Origin of the sequence: Cupriavidus pauculus, from assembly GCF_002858765.1 — a bacterium.
Taxonomy (GTDB): Bacteria; Pseudomonadota; Gammaproteobacteria; order Burkholderiales; family Burkholderiaceae; genus Cupriavidus; species Cupriavidus pauculus_B.
Genome location: NZ_PJRP01000003.1, coordinates 178,555 through 196,380 on the forward strand (window position 1 = coordinate 178,555; position 17,826 = coordinate 196,380).

17 protein-coding genes are annotated in these 17,826 nt (G+C 66.7%); 8 read left to right on the forward strand and 9 right to left on the reverse strand.

Features of this window, described 5'->3' with window-relative positions; translation table 11 throughout:
• Nucleotides 1-138 precede the first annotated feature (138 nt).
• A complete protein-coding gene (gene ilvD / locus CYJ10_RS09245; protein WP_101681208.1) occupies nt 139-1,998 on the reverse strand; it encodes a dihydroxy-acid dehydratase in 1,860 nt (619 codons plus the stop codon).
• A gap of 151 nt (nt 1,999-2,149) precedes the next feature.
• Entirely contained in the window at nt 2,150-2,587 is a 438-nt protein-coding gene (locus CYJ10_RS09250; RefSeq protein WP_101681209.1) for an Lrp/AsnC family transcriptional regulator, read from the reverse strand.
• Nucleotides 2,588-2,749: 162 nt separating this feature from the next.
• Here CYJ10_RS09250 and CYJ10_RS09255 point away from each other — a divergent pair, with 162 nt between their 5' ends.
• The 4 genes from CYJ10_RS09255 (at nt 2,750) to CYJ10_RS09270 (ending at nt 5,597) form a co-directional block, all read left to right on the forward strand.
• Nucleotides 2,750-3,634: a DMT family transporter gene (locus CYJ10_RS09255; RefSeq protein WP_180862895.1), complete on the forward strand. Its 885-nt coding sequence runs from the start codon at nt 2,750-2,752 to the stop codon at nt 3,632-3,634.
• Nucleotides 3,635-3,696: 62 nt separating this feature from the next.
• Nucleotides 3,697-4,929: a serine hydrolase domain-containing protein gene (locus CYJ10_RS09260; RefSeq protein WP_374703243.1), complete on the forward strand. Its 1,233-nt coding sequence runs from the start codon at nt 3,697-3,699 to the stop codon at nt 4,927-4,929.
• 84 nt (nt 4,930-5,013) lie between these two features.
• Nucleotides 5,014-5,328: a hypothetical protein gene (locus CYJ10_RS09265; RefSeq protein ID WP_101681212.1), complete on the forward strand. Its 315-nt coding sequence runs from the start codon at nt 5,014-5,016 to the stop codon at nt 5,326-5,328.
• An 89-nt stretch (nt 5,329-5,417) separates the two neighbouring features.
• On the forward strand, nt 5,418-5,597 hold the full coding sequence (locus CYJ10_RS09270) for a hypothetical protein (protein ID WP_066741590.1): 180 nt from the start codon (nt 5,418-5,420) through the stop codon (nt 5,595-5,597).
• 39 nt (nt 5,598-5,636) lie between these two features.
• On the opposite strand, the gene CYJ10_RS09275 is transcribed toward CYJ10_RS09270, so the two are convergent.
• The 3 genes from CYJ10_RS09275 to CYJ10_RS09285 form a co-directional block, all read right to left on the reverse strand.
• The gene (locus tag CYJ10_RS09275; RefSeq protein WP_257993201.1) at nt 5,637-6,587 is read right to left on the reverse strand and encodes a DMT family transporter; all 951 of its coding nucleotides are present in this window, start codon (nt 6,585-6,587) and stop codon (nt 5,637-5,639) included.
• Complete coding sequence (locus tag CYJ10_RS09280) at nt 6,545-7,300, reverse strand: HAD family hydrolase (RefSeq protein ID WP_101681213.1); 756 nt, start codon at nt 7,298-7,300, stop codon at nt 6,545-6,547. The genes CYJ10_RS09275 and CYJ10_RS09280 overlap by 43 nt, the downstream gene beginning before the upstream one ends.
• Nucleotides 7,301-7,430: 130 nt before the next feature.
• A complete protein-coding gene (locus CYJ10_RS09285) occupies nt 7,431-8,111 on the reverse strand; it encodes a Crp/Fnr family transcriptional regulator (protein ID WP_101681214.1) in 681 nt (226 codons plus the stop codon).
• 187 nt (nt 8,112-8,298) lie between these two features.
• Between CYJ10_RS09285 and CYJ10_RS09290 the strand changes: the two genes are divergently transcribed.
• Nucleotides 8,299-9,936, forward strand: a complete 1,638-nt coding sequence (locus CYJ10_RS09290) for an acyl-CoA synthetase (protein WP_101681215.1) — start codon at nt 8,299-8,301, stop codon at nt 9,934-9,936.
• 33 nt (nt 9,937-9,969) lie between these two features.
• Here CYJ10_RS09290 and CYJ10_RS09295 read toward each other — a convergent pair whose 3' ends face one another.
• Nucleotides 9,970-10,848 carry a c-type cytochrome gene (locus CYJ10_RS09295; protein ID WP_101681216.1) on the reverse strand — a complete coding sequence of 293 codons (879 nt, stop codon included), beginning with the start codon at nt 10,846-10,848 and terminating at the stop codon, nt 9,970-9,972.
• 197 nt (nt 10,849-11,045) lie between these two features.
• Complete coding sequence (locus tag CYJ10_RS09300; RefSeq protein WP_101681217.1) at nt 11,046-11,510, reverse strand: hypothetical protein; 465 nt, start codon at nt 11,508-11,510, stop codon at nt 11,046-11,048.
• Nucleotides 11,511-11,980: 470 nt separating this feature from the next.
• On the opposite strand from CYJ10_RS09300, the gene CYJ10_RS09305 reads away from it, so the two are divergent.
• From CYJ10_RS09305 to CYJ10_RS09315, 3 genes are all read left to right on the forward strand, one after another.
• Nucleotides 11,981-12,688 (forward strand): gluconate 2-dehydrogenase subunit 3 family protein, encoded by a 708-nt coding sequence (locus tag CYJ10_RS09305; RefSeq protein WP_101681218.1) that lies wholly within the window; start codon nt 11,981-11,983, stop codon nt 12,686-12,688.
• Nucleotides 12,689-12,798: 110 nt separating this feature from the next.
• A complete protein-coding gene (locus CYJ10_RS09310; protein WP_101681219.1) occupies nt 12,799-14,568 on the forward strand; it encodes a GMC family oxidoreductase in 1,770 nt (589 codons plus the stop codon).
• Between the two features lie 11 nt (nt 14,569-14,579).
• Nucleotides 14,580-15,842 carry a c-type cytochrome gene (locus CYJ10_RS09315; RefSeq protein ID WP_101681220.1) on the forward strand — a complete coding sequence of 421 codons (1,263 nt, stop codon included), beginning with the start codon at nt 14,580-14,582 and terminating at the stop codon, nt 15,840-15,842.
• Between the two features lie 53 nt (nt 15,843-15,895).
• On the opposite strand, the gene CYJ10_RS09320 is transcribed toward CYJ10_RS09315, so the two are convergent.
• Together CYJ10_RS09320 and CYJ10_RS34410 are read right to left on the reverse strand one after the other, a co-directional pair.
• Nucleotides 15,896-17,467 carry a methyl-accepting chemotaxis protein gene (locus tag CYJ10_RS09320; protein WP_101681221.1) on the reverse strand — a complete coding sequence of 524 codons (1,572 nt, stop codon included), beginning with the start codon at nt 17,465-17,467 and terminating at the stop codon, nt 15,896-15,898.
• Nucleotides 17,468-17,645: 178 nt separating this feature from the next.
• On the reverse strand, nt 17,646-17,826 hold a 181-nt coding region (locus CYJ10_RS34410), incomplete at its 5' end, for a hypothetical protein (protein WP_219621432.1).

Genomic DNA, 17,826 nt, shown 5'->3' on the forward strand with positions numbered 1-17,826 from the left:
TTTTACGGGCTGAAACCGGAGCTCTGCCCGGCGGACGACGGACGGCGCCCACGCGCCGTCGATGCAAAAACGCCGCGCGCCCCGTCTGGCGGGGCGCGCGGCGTTGCAGGAGCGACCGGACCACGCGGGCCCGGCAGATCAGTCGTCGAGCAGCGACAGGTCGCGCACGGCGCCCTTGTCGGCCGACATCACCAGCTTGGCGTAGGCCTTGAGCGCTGCCGACACCTTGCGCGGACGCACCTTGGCCGGCTTCCAGCCCTTCGCATCCTGCTCGGCGCGGCGGGTGGCCAGTTCCTCGTCCGACACCAGCACGTCGATCGTGCGGTTGGGGATGTCGATGCGGATCTTGTCGCCGTCGCGCACCAGGCCGATGGCGCCACCGGCCGCCGCTTCAGGCGAGCAGTGGCCGATCGACAGGCCCGACGTACCGCCCGAGAAGCGGCCATCCGTCAGCAGCGCGCAGGCCTTGCCCAGGCCCTTGGACTTGATGTAGCTGGTCGGGTACAGCATTTCCTGCATGCCCGGGCCGCCCTTGGGGCCTTCGTAGCGCACGATCACCACGTCGCCGGCCTTGACCTTGTCGTTGAGGATGTTCTCGACCGCCTCGTCCTGCGACTCGGTCACGTGGGCCGTGCCCTCGAACACCAGGATGCTCTCGTCCACGCCGGCCGTCTTCACCACGCAGCCGTCCAGCGCGATATTGCCCGTCAGCACGGCCAGGCCGCCTTCCTTCGAGAACGCGTGCTCGTACGAGCGGATGCAGCCTTCGGCGCGGTCCAGGTCCAGGCTGGGCCAGCGCGTGTTCTGGCTGAACGCCACCTGCGTGGGGATGCCCGCCGGACCAGCCATGTAGAACATGCGCACCGCTTCGTCCCGCGTGCGCACGATGTCCCACTGGTCCAGCGCGTCCTTGAGCGTGGGCGTATGCACGGTCGGCACGTCGGTGTGCAGCTTGCCGGCGCGGTCCAGTTCGCCCAGGATGCCCATGATGCCGCCGGCGCGATGCACATCTTCGATGTGGTACTTGTTCGTGTTCGGCGCCACCTTGCACAGCTGCGGCACCGAGCGCGACATGCGGTCGATGTCGGTCATCGTGAAGTCGATCTCGGCTTCACGGGCAATCGCCAGCAGGTGCAGGATGGTGTTGGTGGAACCGCCCATGGCAATGTCCAGCGTCATGGCGTTCTCGAACGCCTTGAAGCCCACCGAACGCGGCAGCACGCGCTCGTCGTTCTGCTCGTAGTACATGCGGGCCAGGTCCACGATGCGGTGGCCGGCGCGCTTGAACAGCTGTTCGCGGTCGGCGTGCGTGGCCACCACGGTGCCGTTGCCCGGCAGCGACAGGCCCAGCGCCTCGGTCAGGCAGTTCATCGAGTTGGCCGTGAACATGCCCGAGCACGAGCCGCACGTCGGGCAGGCCGAACGCTCGACCTGCTCCACTTCGGCGTCGGTGTACGACGGGTCGGCGGCCATCACCATGGCGTCCACGAGGTCGAGCTTCTTCAGTTCGATGGTCTTGGTCACCGGGTTGGCCAGGCGCGTCTTGCCGGCTTCCATCGGGCCGCCCGACACGAAGATCACGGGAATGTTCAGGCGCATGGCGGCCATCAGCATGCCCGGGGTGATCTTGTCGCAGTTCGAGATGCACACCATGGCATCGGCGCAGTGCGCGTTGACCATGTATTCCACGGAATCCGCGATGATGTCGCGGCTCGGCAGCGAGTACAGCATGCCGTCGTGGCCCATGGCGATGCCGTCATCGACGGCGATGGTGTTGAATTCCTTGGCCACGCCGCCGGCGGCTTCGATCTCGCGTGCGACCAGCTGGCCCAAGTCTTTCAGGTGGACGTGACCCGGCACGAACTGGGTGAACGAATTGACCACCGCGATGATCGGCTTCTGAAAGTCTTCGTCTTTCATGCCGGTGGCGCGCCACAGCGAGCGCGCACCCGCCATGTTGCGGCCGGCGGTGGAGGTCTTGGAACGGTATGTGGGCATTGTGGGTGCTTGGAAATTACGCAAACGCAGCGGCCCACGGGGGGATCGACAGGGCCTGGACAAACCCGTGCGGGCGGCCTTGTGAGCCGGGCGCCGGGCAAAGCTGGGGATTATCCCACAGCCCTCACCCCGGCTGGGTGCCCGTCTGAGGCTACAGCGGTGGCAGGCGCCGCTTGACCGGCTGCGACTTGACGATGGCCGAACTGGTCTCGGCCATCTCCGTGATCTGCTCCAGGATATGGTCCAGGTGCTCGATCGATCGCAAATACAGCCGGCCGATAAAGCAGTCGTCGCCGGTGACCTTGTCGCATTCGGCAAATTCGGGGATGCCCTCGATCAGCTTCTGCACCGCCTGCAGCTTGCCCGGCAAGGGCTTGATGCGGACGATTGCCTGCATCGAAAAGCCCAGCGTGCGCGGCTCGACATCGACCGTGAAGCCGCGGATCACGCCGCGGTCCTCCAGCCGGCGCAGCCGCTCCGACGCGCCGGGGGACGACAGGCCCACCTGTTCGGCCAGGGCTTTGACAGGCATGCGGGCGTCCTGCTGCAGCAAGGCCAGGATGCGGCGGTCGGTATCATCGAGTGACATAAGGTATTTCCGAGAATCTGCCTTACAAAAAGCAAAAGAAGACGATGAAGACCTGCATTTTCGACTGTGGATTGTAGGCCACAGCCCTTAAACTGCAACCCTCATTTGGCAAAGGCGCCATCACGGGAACGGGAGACGGTCGTGAACGACAGAACGCGGGGCATGCTGGAAATGGTGGCGGCGATGGTGATCTCGGGCACCATCGGCTGGCTGGTGGTGGTATCGGGACGGCCGGTCACGCAGGTGGTGTTCTGGCGCTGCGCCTTCGGCGCGCTGGTGCTGGTGCCGGTCTGCCTGGCGCGTGGCTACCTGCGGCCGGGCAGCATCACGCTGCGTCAGGCGCTGCTGGCCGTGGCCGGCGGGGTGGCCATCGTCGCCAACTGGCTGCTGCTGTTCTCGGCCTACGAAGGTGCATCGATCTCGATTGCCACGGCGGTGTACAACACCCAGCCGTTCATGCTGGTGGCGATGGGCGCGCTGTTCCTGGGCGAACGGCTCACCGTGGCCAAGGTGGCGTGGCTGCTGCTGCCGTTCGGCGGCATGCTGCTGATCGTGCAAGGCAAGCCCGGCGCGGGCGCGGCGCACGGCAACTACCTGCTGGGGATCGCGCTGGCGCTGGGTGCGGCGTTCTTCTACGCGCTGGCGGCGCTGGTCGCCAAGCAGCTCAAGGGCGTGCCGCCGCACCTGATCGCGTTGATCCACGTGGTGGTCGGCACCGTCATGCTGCTGCCGATGGCGTTGCGCGCCGATCTGCCGGCCGGCGCCCTGCCCTGGGCCACGCTGGCGACCATGGGCTTCGTCCATACCGGGCTGATGTACATCCTGCTGTACGGCGCGATCCAGAAGCTGCCGACGCACCTGACAGGCGCCCTGTCGTTCATTTATCCTATCGTGGCCATTCTGGTGGACCGGCTGGCTTTCGGGCATCACCTGCACCTGTCGCAAATCGGCGGGGCGGCGCTGATCCTGGTGGCCGCCGCGGGCATGACGCTGGGATGGCCCTGGCGCGGAACGCTGCCGTGGGGGGCGCGCAAGCCCTCCGCCTGACTGCGGCCCGCGCCCCGACTTCAACCCAACACGGAGGCGCGGATATGCAGGAGACGCAGGGGATGTCCCGGGATCGGCTGGACCGGATCGGCCGCTTTATCGATGAGACCTACGTCGCCACCGGCAAGCTGCCCGGCGCGCTGGTGCAGGTGTGGCGGCGCGGCGAACTGGCGGTGAACGCGGTGCTGGGCCAGGCCGACCGCGAGCGGCAGGTGCCGCTGGCCGAGGATTCCATCTTCCGCATCTATTCGATGACCAAGCCGATCACGTCGGTGGCCATCATGATGCTGGTGGAGGAATGCAAGATCGCCCTCGACGACCCCGTCAGCAAGTACATCCCGGCCTGGGAAAAACTGAGCGTGTTCGCGGGTGGCTTCATGGAGAGCTTCCAGACCCGCCCGCCCGCACGGCCGATGCTGGTGGTTGACCTGCTGCGCCATACCTCGGGCCTGACCTACGGCTTCCAGCAGAACAGCAACGTCGACGCGGCCTACCGCAAGCTGAAGATTGGCGAACTGGCCACCGAAGGCACGCTCGACGACATGATCGAGAAACTGGCCACGCTGCCGCTGGAATTCTCGCCCGGCGAGGCCTGGAACTACTCGGTGGCCACCGACGTGCTGGGCTACCTGGTCGGCAAGATCAGCGGCATGCCGTTCGACGCCTTCCTGAAGCAGCGGATTTTTGACCCGCTGGGCATGGTCGATACGGGCTTCCACGTGCCCGCGCACAAGGCCGCCCGGTTCTGCGCGTGCTACGCGGTGGGGGCGCTGGGATCCAAGGTCATCACGCCGCGCGGCCCGATGCTGCAGGACGATCCGCAGGCCAGCCCGTACCTGCAACCGCCCGGTTTCCTGTCCGGCGGCGGCGGCCTGGTGTCGACGGCCGCCGACTACATGCGCTTCGCCCGCATGCTGCTGAACGGCGGCGAACTCGATGGCGTACGCCTGCTGGGGCCCAAGACGCTGGCGCTGATGACCGCCAACCATCTGCCGGGCGGGGTCGACCTGCCGCGCCTGTCGCGCTCGATGTTCAGCGAAGCCACCTACGACGGCGTGGGCTTCGGCCTGGGCTTTGCCACCACCATCGCGCCGGCCAGCACGCTGATTCCGGGCAGCGCCGGCGACATGTTCTGGGGCGGTGCCGCCAGCACGTTCTTCTGGGTCGATCCCAAGGAAGACCTGATCGGGCTGTTCCTGACCCAACTGCTGCCGTCGTCGGCGTACCCGGTGCGCCGCCAGTTGCGCACGCTGGTCTATAGCGCGATCACGGATTCGGGGCCCGCGCCGCGCTAGCCATGGCCGCCCGCGTCCGGCATGCCCTGGCGCGGGCGCGAGTAAAATACAGCCACGTGAACCCGCTACGGACCAGACCGAAACATGAAGCTCCGCACGACGATCCTCACGATGTCGCTAGCCGCCATGGCGGCCATGAGCCCCCTGGCGCACGCCAGTGTGTCGTCAGACGCACACGCCTTCAAGGAAGAGGTCAAGGAAGCCGGCAAGAAAACCGGCCACGCCGTCGCCGATGTGGCCCGCACGATTGGCCACGGTGCCAAGGAAGCCGGCATCACCATCGGCCATGGGGCGCGAGACGCCGGCCACGCGGTGGCGGATACCACCAAGCGCGGCTACCAGGCGACCAAGCAGGCCATCAAGGGCGACGACAAGGTCGCAGACAAGGGCGAGGACTGAGGCGATCCTTGCATCGACGATGCCGCCCGATGTCGCGGCCCCGCCGCACATGCGTACAATGCGCGGCTTAACCAATTGGAAAGCCGTCCGTGAAGAAAACCGACCTGGAAAAGAACAAGGGCCTCAAGATCAACAACAGCCTGAAGCAGGCCGGCGCCAACCGGGCAGGTTTGGCGCCCAAGTCGCAGCGCCAGCAGGGCACCGGCAAGAACGGCCTGCTCGGCAAGCTGCTCGGCAAAGCCGTGCCGCAGGAAAAGTCCGAGGACTGACGCCTTCGGGCCAGACTCGCTATAGCCGGCCTGCCGGCATCAGGCGCGTGCCGCTTTCGTACTGCGGTGCAGTTCGAGCGCCACGCCACTCAGCGTGACGGCCAGCGCCGTCACCACGCGCGCACCCAGCGGTTCGCCCAGCATGAATGCGGCGGACACCGTGCCAATCACGGGTACCAGCAGCAATCCCGCCGACGCGGAACCGGGCGGCACGCGCCTGAGCGCGCCAAACCACGCCAGATAGCACAGCGCCATCGGCCCCAGTGCCATGTAGACCAGCGCACCGGCGCCGGCTGGGGTCAGCCGCGACGGGTCGGGATGTTCGGTCGCCAGGCCGATCCCAATCATCATCAGCGAGCCCAGCCCGATCAGCCAAGCACTCAGGGCAATGGGCGGCATAGCGATCGGCCGGCGCGACGTCACCGCGCCCAGCGCAAACAGCAGCGCCGCCGATAACGCGAAGGCAATTCCCGGCAGCTTGTGCACGAGACTGGCAATATCGCCGCCCACCAGCAGCAACATCCCGGCCATGCCGACGCAGAGCGCCACCACGCTCTGTGGCGCGGGTCGTTCGCCGAGCACCGGCCACGCCAGCATGGTGGTCCAGATCGGCAGCGTGTAGGTCAGCAGCGCGGCCTCCGACACATGCAGCCAACGTAACGACAAGGCCGTAAAGCCCATCCAGGCAAACACGTTGATCGCGGCGGTCAACAGCAGGCGCCGGGCCAGCCCGCGCGGCGGCACCAGGCTTTCTCCACGCACGGCGGCCAGCACCGCCAGACCCAGCGCCGCCAGCATGCCGGCGGAGCCCCGGGCAAACAACGCAGGCCAGTCGTGAATCAGGATCTTCATCGCGGGCCAGCCGAAGCCCCAGCCCACCGCCGTCACGATCACCAGCAACCAGCCAACGCCCGAAGCCCCCGATGCGCGCTGCTGCAGCGCCGCGCTCACCAGGCGGCCCCGGCCGGCATCGCCCGCGCCACCGGACAAGTCGGGTCAATGGCCCGGCACAGCGCATAGAGATCGCGCACGATCACATGTGGCGCCTGGCTGCTGCGGGCCCAGCGCGCCGCAGCGGCATCGTCCGAGCGCACCACCCACGCGGCCTGGACGCCCGCCGCGATCGCCCCCACCACATCCAGATCCGCATCGTCGCCGACGTGCAGCATCCGTTCCGGCTGGCAGCCAGCCAGTTCGGCCGCCGCATGGAAGATCGCGGCATCGGGCTTGGCGCAGCCGGCGCTCTCCGGGTTCAGGGCTGCATGGAAGAAGTGATGGCCGCCTGTCACGTGCAGACTGGCGTTGCCATTGGACACGGCTACCAGCGGAAAGCGGGCGCTGAGCCATTCCAGTGCCGGAAACGCATCCTCGAAGAAGTCCACGCGCTGGCGCGCGGCAAAAAACACGTCATAGGCCGCCTGGGCCAGTTGCGGATCTTCGTCCGACAGCTCCAGGGCCATGCGGATCGACCCCAGCCGAAGCTCGCGCAGGCTGTGCGACAGGTCGGGCCGCTCGGCCTGGAACTGCGCGCGCAGCTCGCCCAGCACCTGCGGCGACGTCAGCAGGCCCGATGTGCGCGGCGCCTGCGCCAGCAGCCAGTCGTACAGGGTCTGCTCGGCCCGGATGACAGCGGGCGTGAAGGGCCAGAGGGTATCGTCGAGATCGAGGGAAATGGCCGCGAGGTTGGCCAGCGGTTGTTGCATGGGGACGGGGGCACGGAATTGGGGAATCGGCCCGAATTGTGCCAGTGTTCCCCGCGACCCGTAAAACGCGCACATTGGTGAAACGGCCATGCGGCGCGGCAATCGCCCCGCTTTCGGCAGGCTGACCGCCCTACAGTTCCGACATCCCGAAGCGGCGCAGCGCCTCCAGGTCCGTCACGCGGATGGTCTGGTACGAGAGCCCGACCATGCCCTCGGCTTCCAGCCGCCGCAGGGCCTGGTTCACGCGCTGGCGCGACAGCCCGGTGAGCAGGCCGATTTCCTCTTGCGACAGTTCGAGCACCGCCGTGGTCTTCGGATAGAGCGCCGGATGGAACAGCTGGGCGATGGCCTGCGCCACGCGGGCATCGGCGCCAAGCAGGCGGTCGTTCTGCACCATGGCGATGAACTGGCCCATACGCTCGTTCAGCTGGCGCACCACGTAGCCCGCGAACGGCAGGCTGTCGGCCAGCAGCGTGTTGAAGATCGTCTCCGCCACCAGCAGCACGCGCGATTCGCGGATGGCGATCACGTCGTAGCGCCGCTCCTCGCGCTTGATAACGCTGCCCTCTCCGCACCAGCCGCCGGCCGGCACGCCGCAGAACGTGCAGCCGCGCCCATCCGGCGTGTAGACCGCCAGCTTGATCAGGCCCGCATCCACACCAATCCAGTAGCGCGAGTATTCGCCGCGCCGCGCGATATAGCTGTCGGGCGCGAACGTGCGCACCACGGTACCCGACGCCGCCAGCCCCCGATGCTCGGGCGCCAGCGCGCGATACCAGTCGTGTTGTTCAAGCGCTTCGTGAACGTTCATGAGCCTGCGGTAACCTTTACCCAATCGAATCTGACGCGAAACTTACGCCAACTGGGCGCAAGATGCGTCAATGTCGCGGTTGGGGCAACTCTGTCGTCTGGACGACAGAGTCGGCCCGCGCGCAATGATAGCGTGGCCCCGACAACACAACACGAATCCAACAGGATCCAGACAGGAGACACGCATCATGCCGACCGACTACGACACCGGGCTGGGCCGCAACGCCGCCAATTTCGTGCCGCTGACCCCGCTCGACTTCATTGCCCGCGCGGCCGAGGTCTACGGTCAGCGCCTGGCCATCGTGCATGGCCCGGTGCGCCAGAACTGGCGCGACACCTATGCGCGCTGCCGCCGGCTGGCCAGTGCCCTGGCGCGCGCCGGGATCGGCAAAGGTGACACCGTCGCCGTGCTGCTGCCCAACACGCCGGCCATGATCGAGGCGCATTTCGGCGTGCCGATGTCCGGCGCGGTGCTCAACGCCCTGAACATCCGCCTGGACGCCGCCAACCTGGTCTTCATGCTGCGCCATGGCGAAGCGCGCGTGCTGCTGGCCGATACCGAGTTTGCCGACGTGGCGCGCCAGCTTGCGCGCGAGGTGCAGGGGCTCAAGGTCATCGCCGTCCATGACGTGCTCGGCCCCGAACCCGACGCACCGTTTGGCGACACCGACTACGAGCGCTTCCTGGCCGGCGGCGACCCCGACTACGACTGGCAGATGCCCACCGACGAATGGGATGCCATCGCGCTGAACTACACGTCCGGCACCACGGGCGACCCCAAGGGCGTGGTCTACCACCACCGTGGCGCGGCCATGAACGCGGTGTCCAACATCCTGGAATGGGACATGGCCAAGCATCCGGTCTACCTGTGGACGCTGCCGCTGTTCCACTGCAACGGCTGGTGCTTTGCGTGGACGGTGGCCGCGCGCGCCGGCGTCAACGTCTGCCTGCGCAAGTTCGATCCGAAGCAGGTTTTCGACCTGATGCGCGACGAAGGCGTGACCCACTACTGTGCCGCGCCCATCGTCCACACCGCGCTGGTCAGCGCTCCGGCCACGTGGCGAGAAGGCCTGTGCGGGCCGGTGCGCGGCATGGTAGCGGGCGCCCCGCCGCCGGCCGCCGTGCTGGCGCAGATGGAGCAGATGGGCTTCGAGCTGTCGCATGTCTATGGCCTGACCGAGGTGTACGGCCCCGCCGCGGCCTGCGCGGAGCAGGACGACTGGCGCACCGTGTCGATGGAAGAACGCGCCGTGCTGAAGGCCCGCCAGGGCGTGCGCTACCACCTGCAGGCGGGCGTGGCCGTGCTGGACCCCGACACGATGCAGCCGGTGCCGCGCGACGGCGAGACCATCGGCGAGATCATGTTCCGCGGCAACATCTGCATGAAGGGCTACCTGAAGAACGACCGCGCCACGCGCGAGGCGTTTGCCGGCGGCTGGTTCCATACCGGCGACCTGGGGGTGTGCATGCCCGACGGCTATATCAAGATCAAGGACCGCAGCAAGGACATCATCATCTCGGGCGGCGAGAACATTTCCAGCGTCGAGGTCGAGGACGCGATCTACCGCCATCCGGCCGTGATGGCCGCCGCCGTGGTGGCCCAGCCCGACGCCAAGTGGGGCGAGACGCCTTGCGCGTTCGTCGAACTCAAGGACGGCGCCAGTGCCACCGCCGAGGAAATCATCGGCCACTGCCGCACGCTGCTGGCCGGCTTCAAGGTGCCCAAGGCCGTGTACTTCGGGCCGCTGCCCAAGACGTCGACGGGCAAGATCCAGAAGTTCGAGTTGCGGCGCCAGTTGCAGTCGGCCGCCGCCATCGACGTCTGACGCACGCGCCGCGGCGCTCAGGGGCTCAGAGGCTCATTGCCCCGGCGGCGGGGCTGCCACCTTGCGCCCCGCCATGTGGTGCAGGTAGGCCAGCAAGTCCTTGAGTTCGGCGTCGGACAGCGTTTTTTCGTCGATCGACGACATCTTGGAGCCTGGCCACCAGCGCAGCGCCTGCGGGTTGCGGATCAGCTTCGACAGCTTGTCGTCGCCCAGGTACTCCACCGGGTTGTAGGGCACGTTCAGGTCCGGCCCCAGGTTGGCGTCGCCGGCGCGGTTCATCGAGTGGCACGAGAAACAGACGCGCTGGAACGCGGCAAAGCCGCGCATGACCGGGCCATCGGCGGGCTCGCCTTCGGCCGGGCGGATCGCCGCGAAGCGCTCGGCGGCGGTGCCACCCAGATCGATGCGCGCAATCGCCCATGTCCACAGGCTTTCGGTGATGCGCACCGGCGCATCGGCCTGCTTCCCAGACTTCGGCACGGTCCAGATCAGCCGGAACGGGCCGATATCCTGCCCTTTCAGCTTCGGCCACGGCTTTGAAGGGTTTTCCACCGCCAGCCAGGCTCGCGGGCCGTCCGCACGCTCGGCCAGCAGCAGGCCCAGCGGCAGGTGCGAGACATAGCCATCGGTGGCGGCGGTGGTGGCGCTGCCATCCGGCGACGCCGGCAGGCCGGCCAGCAGCGCCGCCATCGGAATGGCCTTGAACGTCATGCGGCGCTTGTAGTTGTCGTCGTCGACGGTGACGCTGGTCAGGCGCCGGTCTTTCAGCAGCGCGTCGCGGGTCAGGGTTTTCTGCTGGGTGCCGGCGGTGATGGTCAGCTTGGCGGCATCGTCGGCGTGCGCCGGTGCGGCGCCGATCAGGGCCAGGCTGCAGCCGATGGCTGCGGCGGCGCGTGTGAGCCAAGGGGTCATGTTCTTGTCTCCTCGTGCGGGAGTTGGGATTGTTATCGGGGCGGGCGCCACAGCCGTAACCCTAAACGATGCCGGTGACAGGCCGCAAATCCCTTCCGCGCCGAAGCCGGTCAGGGCTCCCGGCAAGACGCCTCATCCGCACCTTGGGGTCCCTTTGCGTCCACCGCGACGTCTGGCAAAGGTTCGCACCCCTGATATCAGGCTTGGTCGGAGAGCTTGTTCGCTGCGATGGCTGCGCCACCGGACACGCTCGCACCAGCAACTGCCCCGGCTGCCGTCACCGCCGCGGTACCTCCCGCCATCCCCATGCCGCCTGCCGCGAGGCTGCCACCGCCCAGCGCCGCGAGGCCCGCTGAACTGGCTGCGGCGCCCGAGAGCGTTCCGCCAGCGACGCCGAGACCCGCCGCGCTGGCAGCTGCGCCGATGGCGGGAGCAAAGGCCAGGGCCGCGCCGCCGGTGGCCACCGCGCCAAGCACGACAGCGGCGGTAGTGCCTGGATTCTCCGAAACGACGTCAGCCACCGCCCCCACGCCATCCGCTACCAGATCGACCGCTCCGCTGGCGACGTCGGACGCGACGTCCACAACGGAACTGGCGGTTTCCACAACCGTGTCCACAACCGAGGAAGCCGCATCGATGATGCTGTCAAAAAGACCAAACATGTCCTTCTCCTTTGCGCGGCCGCAGCCACTGCGTGTTGTCAGTTATCCAATCCCTTGAGCGGGAGCGCCTCTGTTCATGTGACGCTGGAGGCAGCCGAGCCATTCTGCCTATGTATTTTTTTACACAAAGTGCTTTATGCAATTTCCCTTGATTTTGCTCGGGAATTGCCGAAATACAGGCTGAGGATTGTCGTTGCGGGGTATTTCGCTCATCGACCCTGGCCAGGCGCCGCGGGTCGGGCGGCCTGTCCATGGTGCTATCGCACGGCCCACGAATCAGGACAAGAAGGCACGCGCGCACTCACCCGCTCACTATCCATGGCACCGAACAATCCATTAGCAATCTAATCATTGCATTGCATAACAACTTAGATGTACGATGTCCGACTTATTTCCAGTCGTCAGACGAATCCGGGGTACAGAACAAAGATTCGCGTGGGGACAGCGCCTGGCTTGCCATAGGACCCCATATGTCAACGCCCCCGTTTTCACGTCGCGCCTTCCTGAAGGCGACCGCCGTCGCCGTCCCCGTTGCTGCCATTCCGCTGCATGAGCTCCGTGCCAAGGGGCTCGAAGACGTTCACCTTCAGCACTACAAGCCCGTTTTCTTCAATGCCGCCGAGTGGGCCTTCGTGCTGGCCGCGTGCGACCGGCTGATTCCGGCCGAAGGCAAGGGCCCCAGCGCGCTCGAAACCAACGTGCCCGTCTTCATCGACCAGCAGTTGCACGATGGCCTGGGCGCCGACATCTACCTGCAGGGTCCGCATGACCCGAAGGCACCGGCCACGCTCGGCTTCCAGCTGCCATACGCGCCGCAGGACATCTACCGCAACGGCATCCGGCTGGCCCAGCAGGCCGCCCATGCGCAGCACGGCAAGCCGTTTGAACGGCTGGGCGCCGACCAGCAGGACGCCTTCCTGACCGCACTGCAGAAAAACGGCGTCGACTTTGCCGCGCTGGGCGAGGCTTCGCTCAAGGCATCGCAGTTCTTCTCGCAACTGCTTGGCGATACCAGGAACGGCTACCTGGCCGACCCCAAGTACGGCGGCAACAAGGACATGTTGGCCTGGGTTGCCATCGGCTTCCCCGGCGCGCGCGGCCAGTACGTCGAATGGGTGGACCAGCACAACGTGAAGTACCCGTTGGGCCCGGTCAGCCTCAGCGGCAAGCGCGCCTGACTGGCTGCCCTGCCCGCTTCTTTCCCGATTTCCGCCGATTTCCGTTTTTCACGCAGCCCCGGCACGCCCCCGCGCGTGGCGGCGCCCTGCGCCCAGAACCAGAACAACTCATGCCCCACATCACCAACGACGACGTTGACGTCGTCATCGTCGGCCTAGGCTGGGCCGGATCGCTGATGGCGATCGAACTGGCCCAGGCCGGCCTGAAGGTCCGCGCCCTCGAACGCGGCCCCGACCGTCCGCCCGAGGACTTCGCCTACCCCAAGCCCGCCGACCAATACGCCTACGCCACGCGCAACAAGGTATTCGCCACGCCACGCGACGCCGCGCTGACCGTGCGCTACAACCGCGACCAGGCGGCGCTGCCCACGCGCAAATGGGGCGCCTTCGCGCCCGGCACCGGCGTGGGCGGCTCGGGCCTGCACTGGACCGGCGTGCTGATCCGCCCCACGCCAACCGACATCAAGCTCAAGACCTACGCGGACCAGGCCTACAAGCGCGGCACGCTCGACCCCGAGATGCGCGTCAAGGACTTCCCGTTCACGTGGGATGAAATCGAGCCGTACTACGACTTCTTTGAAAAGGTCTGCGGCCTGTCCGGCAACACGGGCAACCTGCGCGGCAAGGTGCAGCCCGGCGGCGACCCGTTCGAGGGCCCGCGCTCGAACCCGTATCCGCTGCCCGCGCTGCAGGACACGCTGAACTGCTCGATGTTCTCGGGCGCGGCGCGCAAGCTCGGCTATCATCCGTTTCCGAACCCGTCGGCCAATGTGTCGCAGGCGTGGACCAACCCGTACGGCGCCCAGCTGGCTCCGTGCAACTACTGCGGCTACTGCAGCAAGTACCCGTGCCTGAACTACTCGAAGGCGTCGCCCCAGACCACCATCCTCGATGTGGTCAAGCGCATGCCGAACTTCTCGTATCGCGTGAACGCCAACGTGATCCGCGTGGACCTGCACGCCGACCGCAAGACCGCGCGCGGCGTGACCTATATCGACGAGCACGGCAAGGAAGTCTTCCAGCCGGCGAAGATCGTGGTGCTGTCGAGCTTCCAGTTCGCCAACGTGCGCCTGATGCTGCTGTCCGGCATCGGCAAGCCGTATGACCCGGTGTCCGAAACGGGCACGGTCGGCCGCAACTACGCCTTCCTGAGCAATGGCGGTGCCACGCTGTTCTTCAAGGACAAGCACTTCAACCCGTTTGCCACCGCCGGCGCCACGGGCGAGATGTTCAACGACATCTCGCCGGGCAACTTCGACGGCCCGTCGCTGGGCTTTATCGGCGGCGCCAAGATCCACAGCTCGCAGGCTACCGGCGCGCCCATCGGCACGTCGCTGCCGCCCGGCACGCCCGCATGGGGCAAGGGCTGGAAGGAAGCCATGGTGGACTGGTACGGCCGGTCGATGAAGATCAGCATCACCACCACGTGCATGTCGTATCGCGGCCACTACCTGGATCTGGATCCGAACTACCGCGACCCGTGGGGCCAGCCGCTGCTGCGCATGACGTTCGACTGGCGCCAGAACGAGCTGAAGCTGCAGCGCTACCTGCGCGACATCGTGCTGAACATCTCGAAGGAACTGAAGCCCGATGCGATGTCGGAGAGCTTCCTGGCGCTCGACTCGCACTGGGACATCACCAAGTACGTGTCCACCCACAACGTGGGCGGTGCGATCATGGGCGCGTCGCCGCGCGATTCGGCACTGAACCGCTACCTGCAGTCGTGGGACGTGCACAACGTGTTCGTGCCCGGCGGCAATGCGTTCCCGCAGAACTTCCAGGCCAACCCGACGGCCACCATCGGCGCCATCACGCTGATGGCCGCCGACGCCATCAAGAAGCAGTACCTCAAGAACCCGGGGCCGCTGGTACAAGCCTGAACACGACGACAATGAACATCCTCAAGTCATTTCTCATTGCCGCCACCTTCGGCACCGTCGCGGCGTCTGCCGCGCAGGCGGCCACGGACCCGGCGCTGATCCAGCGCGGCGCCTACCTGGCCCGCGTGGGCGATTGCATGGCCTGCCATAGCGCCCCGGGCAAGCCCGAGTACAGCGGCGGCCTGCCGATCGACAGCGGCCACGGCATCATCTATTCCACCAACATCACACCGGACAGGCAGCGCGGCATCGGCGGCTACACCGAAAAGCAGTTCGCCGACGCGGTGCGCCGTGGCGTGCGCGCCGACGGTACGCACCTGTACCCGGCCATGCCCTACCCGAACTACGCCAAGGTCACGGACGCGGATATCCACGCGCTCTACGCGTTCTTCATGAGCGGCGTGAAACCCAGCAACCTGCAGCCGCCGCAGACCAGCATGGACTTCCCGTTCAACCTGCGCTGGGGCATGGCGGTCTGGAACCTGGTGTTTGCCTCGGACAAGCCGTTCCAGCCGCAGCCGAAATGGAACGACCAGGTCAGGCTCGGCGCGTATCTGGTGGAAGGCCTGGGCCACTGCAGCAGTTGCCACACGCCGCGCGGCGTGGCCATGAACGAAAAGGCCGATTCCAGCGCCGACGCGCAATACCTGGCCGGCGGCGACCTGAACGGCTGGCCCGTGCCGTCGCTGCGCGGCATGCCGCACTGGTCCAGCCAGGACATCGTTGACTACCTGCTGACCGGCCGCAACCGCACCGCCGCCGTGGCGGGCGAGATGACGCAGGTGGTCGCGCACAGCACATCGCATATGCGCACCGTCGACCTGGATGCGATCGCCGCCTACCTGAAGAGCCTGCCGCCCGTGCCGGGCAAGTCTCCGACCGTGAAGCCGCAGGGCGGCATGGCCACCATCCGCAAGCTGACGGCGGCCAAGGACCTGACATTGGGCGAACGGCTCTACCTGGACAACTGCGCGGCCTGCCACTTCGTCACCGGCAAAGGTGCCACGCGCGTGTTCCCGCAGCTTAACGGGGCCACCGTGATCAATGCCGACAGCCCGGCTGCGCTGGTCAACGTGATCCTGGCCGGTGCCGCCACGCCGTCGACGGCCAAGGCGCCGTCGGTGCTGGTCATGCCGGGCTTTGCGCATCGGATGAACGATGCCGAGGTGGCCGAGCTGGCCACGTTCCTGCGCCAGGGCTGGAACAACCGCGCCGCGCCCGTCACCGAGCGCAATGTGAAGGCAGTCCGCGCAACGCTGACGTCCGCGCACTAAGCGGGTTTTTATTTCCCTCTCCCGCCTGCGGGAGAGGGGAGATGACAACGCCCTCAGGCGTAAGCGCCTTCCAGACGGAACACCGCCACCGAAGCCGCCAGCCGTTGCGCCTGCTCCTCCAGCGCACCGGCCGCGGCGGCGGCCTGCTCCACCAGCGCGGCGTTCTGCTGCGTCACTTCATCCATCTGCGTCACGGCCACGTTCACCTGATCGATGCCGCTGCTCTGCTCGGCCGCCGCAGCCGCGATCTCGTTCATGATGTCGCTGACGCGGGCGATGGCCGTCACGATCTCGCCCATCGTCGCCCCCGAGCGCTCCACCAGCCCGGCACCCGACTCCACGCGGTTGGCCGACAGTTCGATCAGCCCCTTGATTTCCTTGGCGGCGCCCGCGCTGCGCTGTGCCAGCGAACGGACCTCCGACGCCACCACGGCAAAGCCACGCCCCTGCTCGCCCGCGCGTGCCGCTTCCACGGCGGCGTTGAGGGCCAGGATGTTGGTCTGGAACGCAATGCTCTCGATGACGCCGACGATGTCGCCAATCTTGTGCGAATCGGTCACGATATGCTGCATGGTGTCCACCACCTGCTGCGTCAGTTCCCCGCCTTGCGCGGCCAGGCCCGATGCGCCCTGCGCCAGCTGGCTGGCCTGCTTTGCGTTTTCAGCGGTCTGCTTCACGGTGGAAGTCAGTTCCTCCATGCTCGCGGCCGTCTGTTCCAGCGACGCGGCCTGCTCCTCGGTGCGTTGCGACAGATCGGTGTTGCCGCTTGAAATCTCGCCCACGCCGGTGCCGATGGCATCGGTGCCCGCGCGCACGGTGCCCACGGTCTTGATCAGCGAGGCCTGCATCTGCTGCAGCGCGCCGGTGAGCCTGGCCATCTCGCTGCTCTTCGCCACTTCCACGCGGCCGGTCAGGTCGCCGCCGGCAATGCGCTGGAACTGCGCCACGGCGGCATCCACCGGCGCGACGATGGCGCGGATCATCAGCCAGCGCACGAACAGCCCCAGCACCAGCGCGCCGGCCAGGCCCACGATCACGGCCCACACCACCAGCTGGAAGCGCGATTGCGCGGCGTTGTAGCGTTGCTCGCCATAGGTGACCTGGAGCTTTTCCAGCGTCAGCATGGCTTTCTCGTAGGCGCTGTAGAGCGGCGGCAGCTTGTGTGCCTGCTGCTGCAGGAAGGCCTGCCGGTCGCCGGCCTTCAGCGCCGCCAGCGCGGGTTCGACGCCCTCGCTGAGGAACTTCGCGCGCTTGTCCTGCATGTCCTTGACCAGGCGCTGCTGTTCGGCGTCGCCCTGGCCGGTGACCGCCAGGTAGTGGTCAATGCGCTCGTTGGCGTTCTTCAGATACTGGTCGAAGCGCTTGAGCACCGCGTTGGCGCCGTCCTGATCGTTGAGTTCGGCCAGCGACGCATAGGTGGCCAGGGCCAGCCGCAACCGCAGCAACTGGCCGGCACTCGCTTCCAGATCGGCCACGGCGGGCGTATCGACCGTATAGGTCTGCTTCAGCGCCTCGTTGCCGGCGTGGATCGAATACAGGCCCACGGCGGCACCGATCAACAGCGCCACACCAAAGAACGCGACCAGCAGGCTCAGCGAGCCCCGGATCGACGGATGCTTCTTCATTTCATGTCTCCGTTCGGAACGGCGCGGATCATTGCCCACTGCTCTTCATGACGGTCTGTCACCTGCCTGCGCCGCGGGTTATCGGACTGACCTCTTCCGGTTGACGGAAACGGCGGCCGAAACTTGAGGTGGATGGGTCACCCGTCCGGTCAAACCAGCGCCTCTCACATCAATTCAATTATTTTGAATAACTATGACGACGATAGCCCACTTTCTCCGAGGTGGCGGTCGGTATAGTTCTGCACATGGACAGCGCAGCAACGCAGCGAAACGAACGAAGCGAAGCCAGCGCCGCCCGATAAAACCTCAAACTTATTGAATCATCTTTCATTCCGGAGCACACCATGTCGAACGCCAAA

What these genes read in the sequence shown, in the direction of transcription:
- CYJ10_RS09280 (WP_101681213.1), bottom strand. Translation starts at nt 7,300, where the DNA reads ATGCAACAACCGCTGGCCAACCTCGCGGCCATTTCCCTCGATCTCGAC.
- CYJ10_RS09290 (WP_101681215.1), top strand. Translation starts at nt 8,299, where the DNA reads ATGCCGACCGACTACGACACCGGGCTGGGCCGCAACGCCGCCAATTTC.
- ilvD (WP_101681208.1), bottom strand. Translation starts at nt 1,998, where the DNA reads ATGCCCACATACCGTTCCAAGACCTCCACCGCCGGCCGCAACATGGCG.
- CYJ10_RS09305 (WP_101681218.1), top strand. Translation starts at nt 11,981, where the DNA reads ATGTCAACGCCCCCGTTTTCACGTCGCGCCTTCCTGAAGGCGACCGCC.
- CYJ10_RS09310 (WP_101681219.1), top strand. Translation starts at nt 12,799, where the DNA reads ATGCCCCACATCACCAACGACGACGTTGACGTCGTCATCGTCGGCCTA.
- CYJ10_RS09265 (WP_101681212.1), top strand. Translation starts at nt 5,014, where the DNA reads ATGAAGCTCCGCACGACGATCCTCACGATGTCGCTAGCCGCCATGGCG.
- CYJ10_RS09300 (WP_101681217.1), bottom strand. Translation starts at nt 11,510, where the DNA reads ATGTTTGGTCTTTTTGACAGCATCATCGATGCGGCTTCCTCGGTTGTG.
- CYJ10_RS09255 (WP_180862895.1), top strand. Translation starts at nt 2,750, where the DNA reads ATGCTGGAAATGGTGGCGGCGATGGTGATCTCGGGCACCATCGGCTGG.
- CYJ10_RS09320 (WP_101681221.1), bottom strand. Translation starts at nt 17,467, where the DNA reads ATGAAGAAGCATCCGTCGATCCGGGGCTCGCTGAGCCTGCTGGTCGCG.
- CYJ10_RS09295 (WP_101681216.1), bottom strand. Translation starts at nt 10,848, where the DNA reads ATGACCCCTTGGCTCACACGCGCCGCCGCAGCCATCGGCTGCAGCCTG.
- CYJ10_RS09285 (WP_101681214.1), bottom strand. Translation starts at nt 8,111, where the DNA reads ATGAACGTTCACGAAGCGCTTGAACAACACGACTGGTATCGCGCGCTG.
- CYJ10_RS09260 (WP_374703243.1), top strand. Translation starts at nt 3,697, where the DNA reads ATGTCCCGGGATCGGCTGGACCGGATCGGCCGCTTTATCGATGAGACC.
- CYJ10_RS09315 (WP_101681220.1), top strand. Translation starts at nt 14,580, where the DNA reads ATGAACATCCTCAAGTCATTTCTCATTGCCGCCACCTTCGGCACCGTC.
- CYJ10_RS09250 (WP_101681209.1), bottom strand. Translation starts at nt 2,587, where the DNA reads ATGTCACTCGATGATACCGACCGCCGCATCCTGGCCTTGCTGCAGCAG.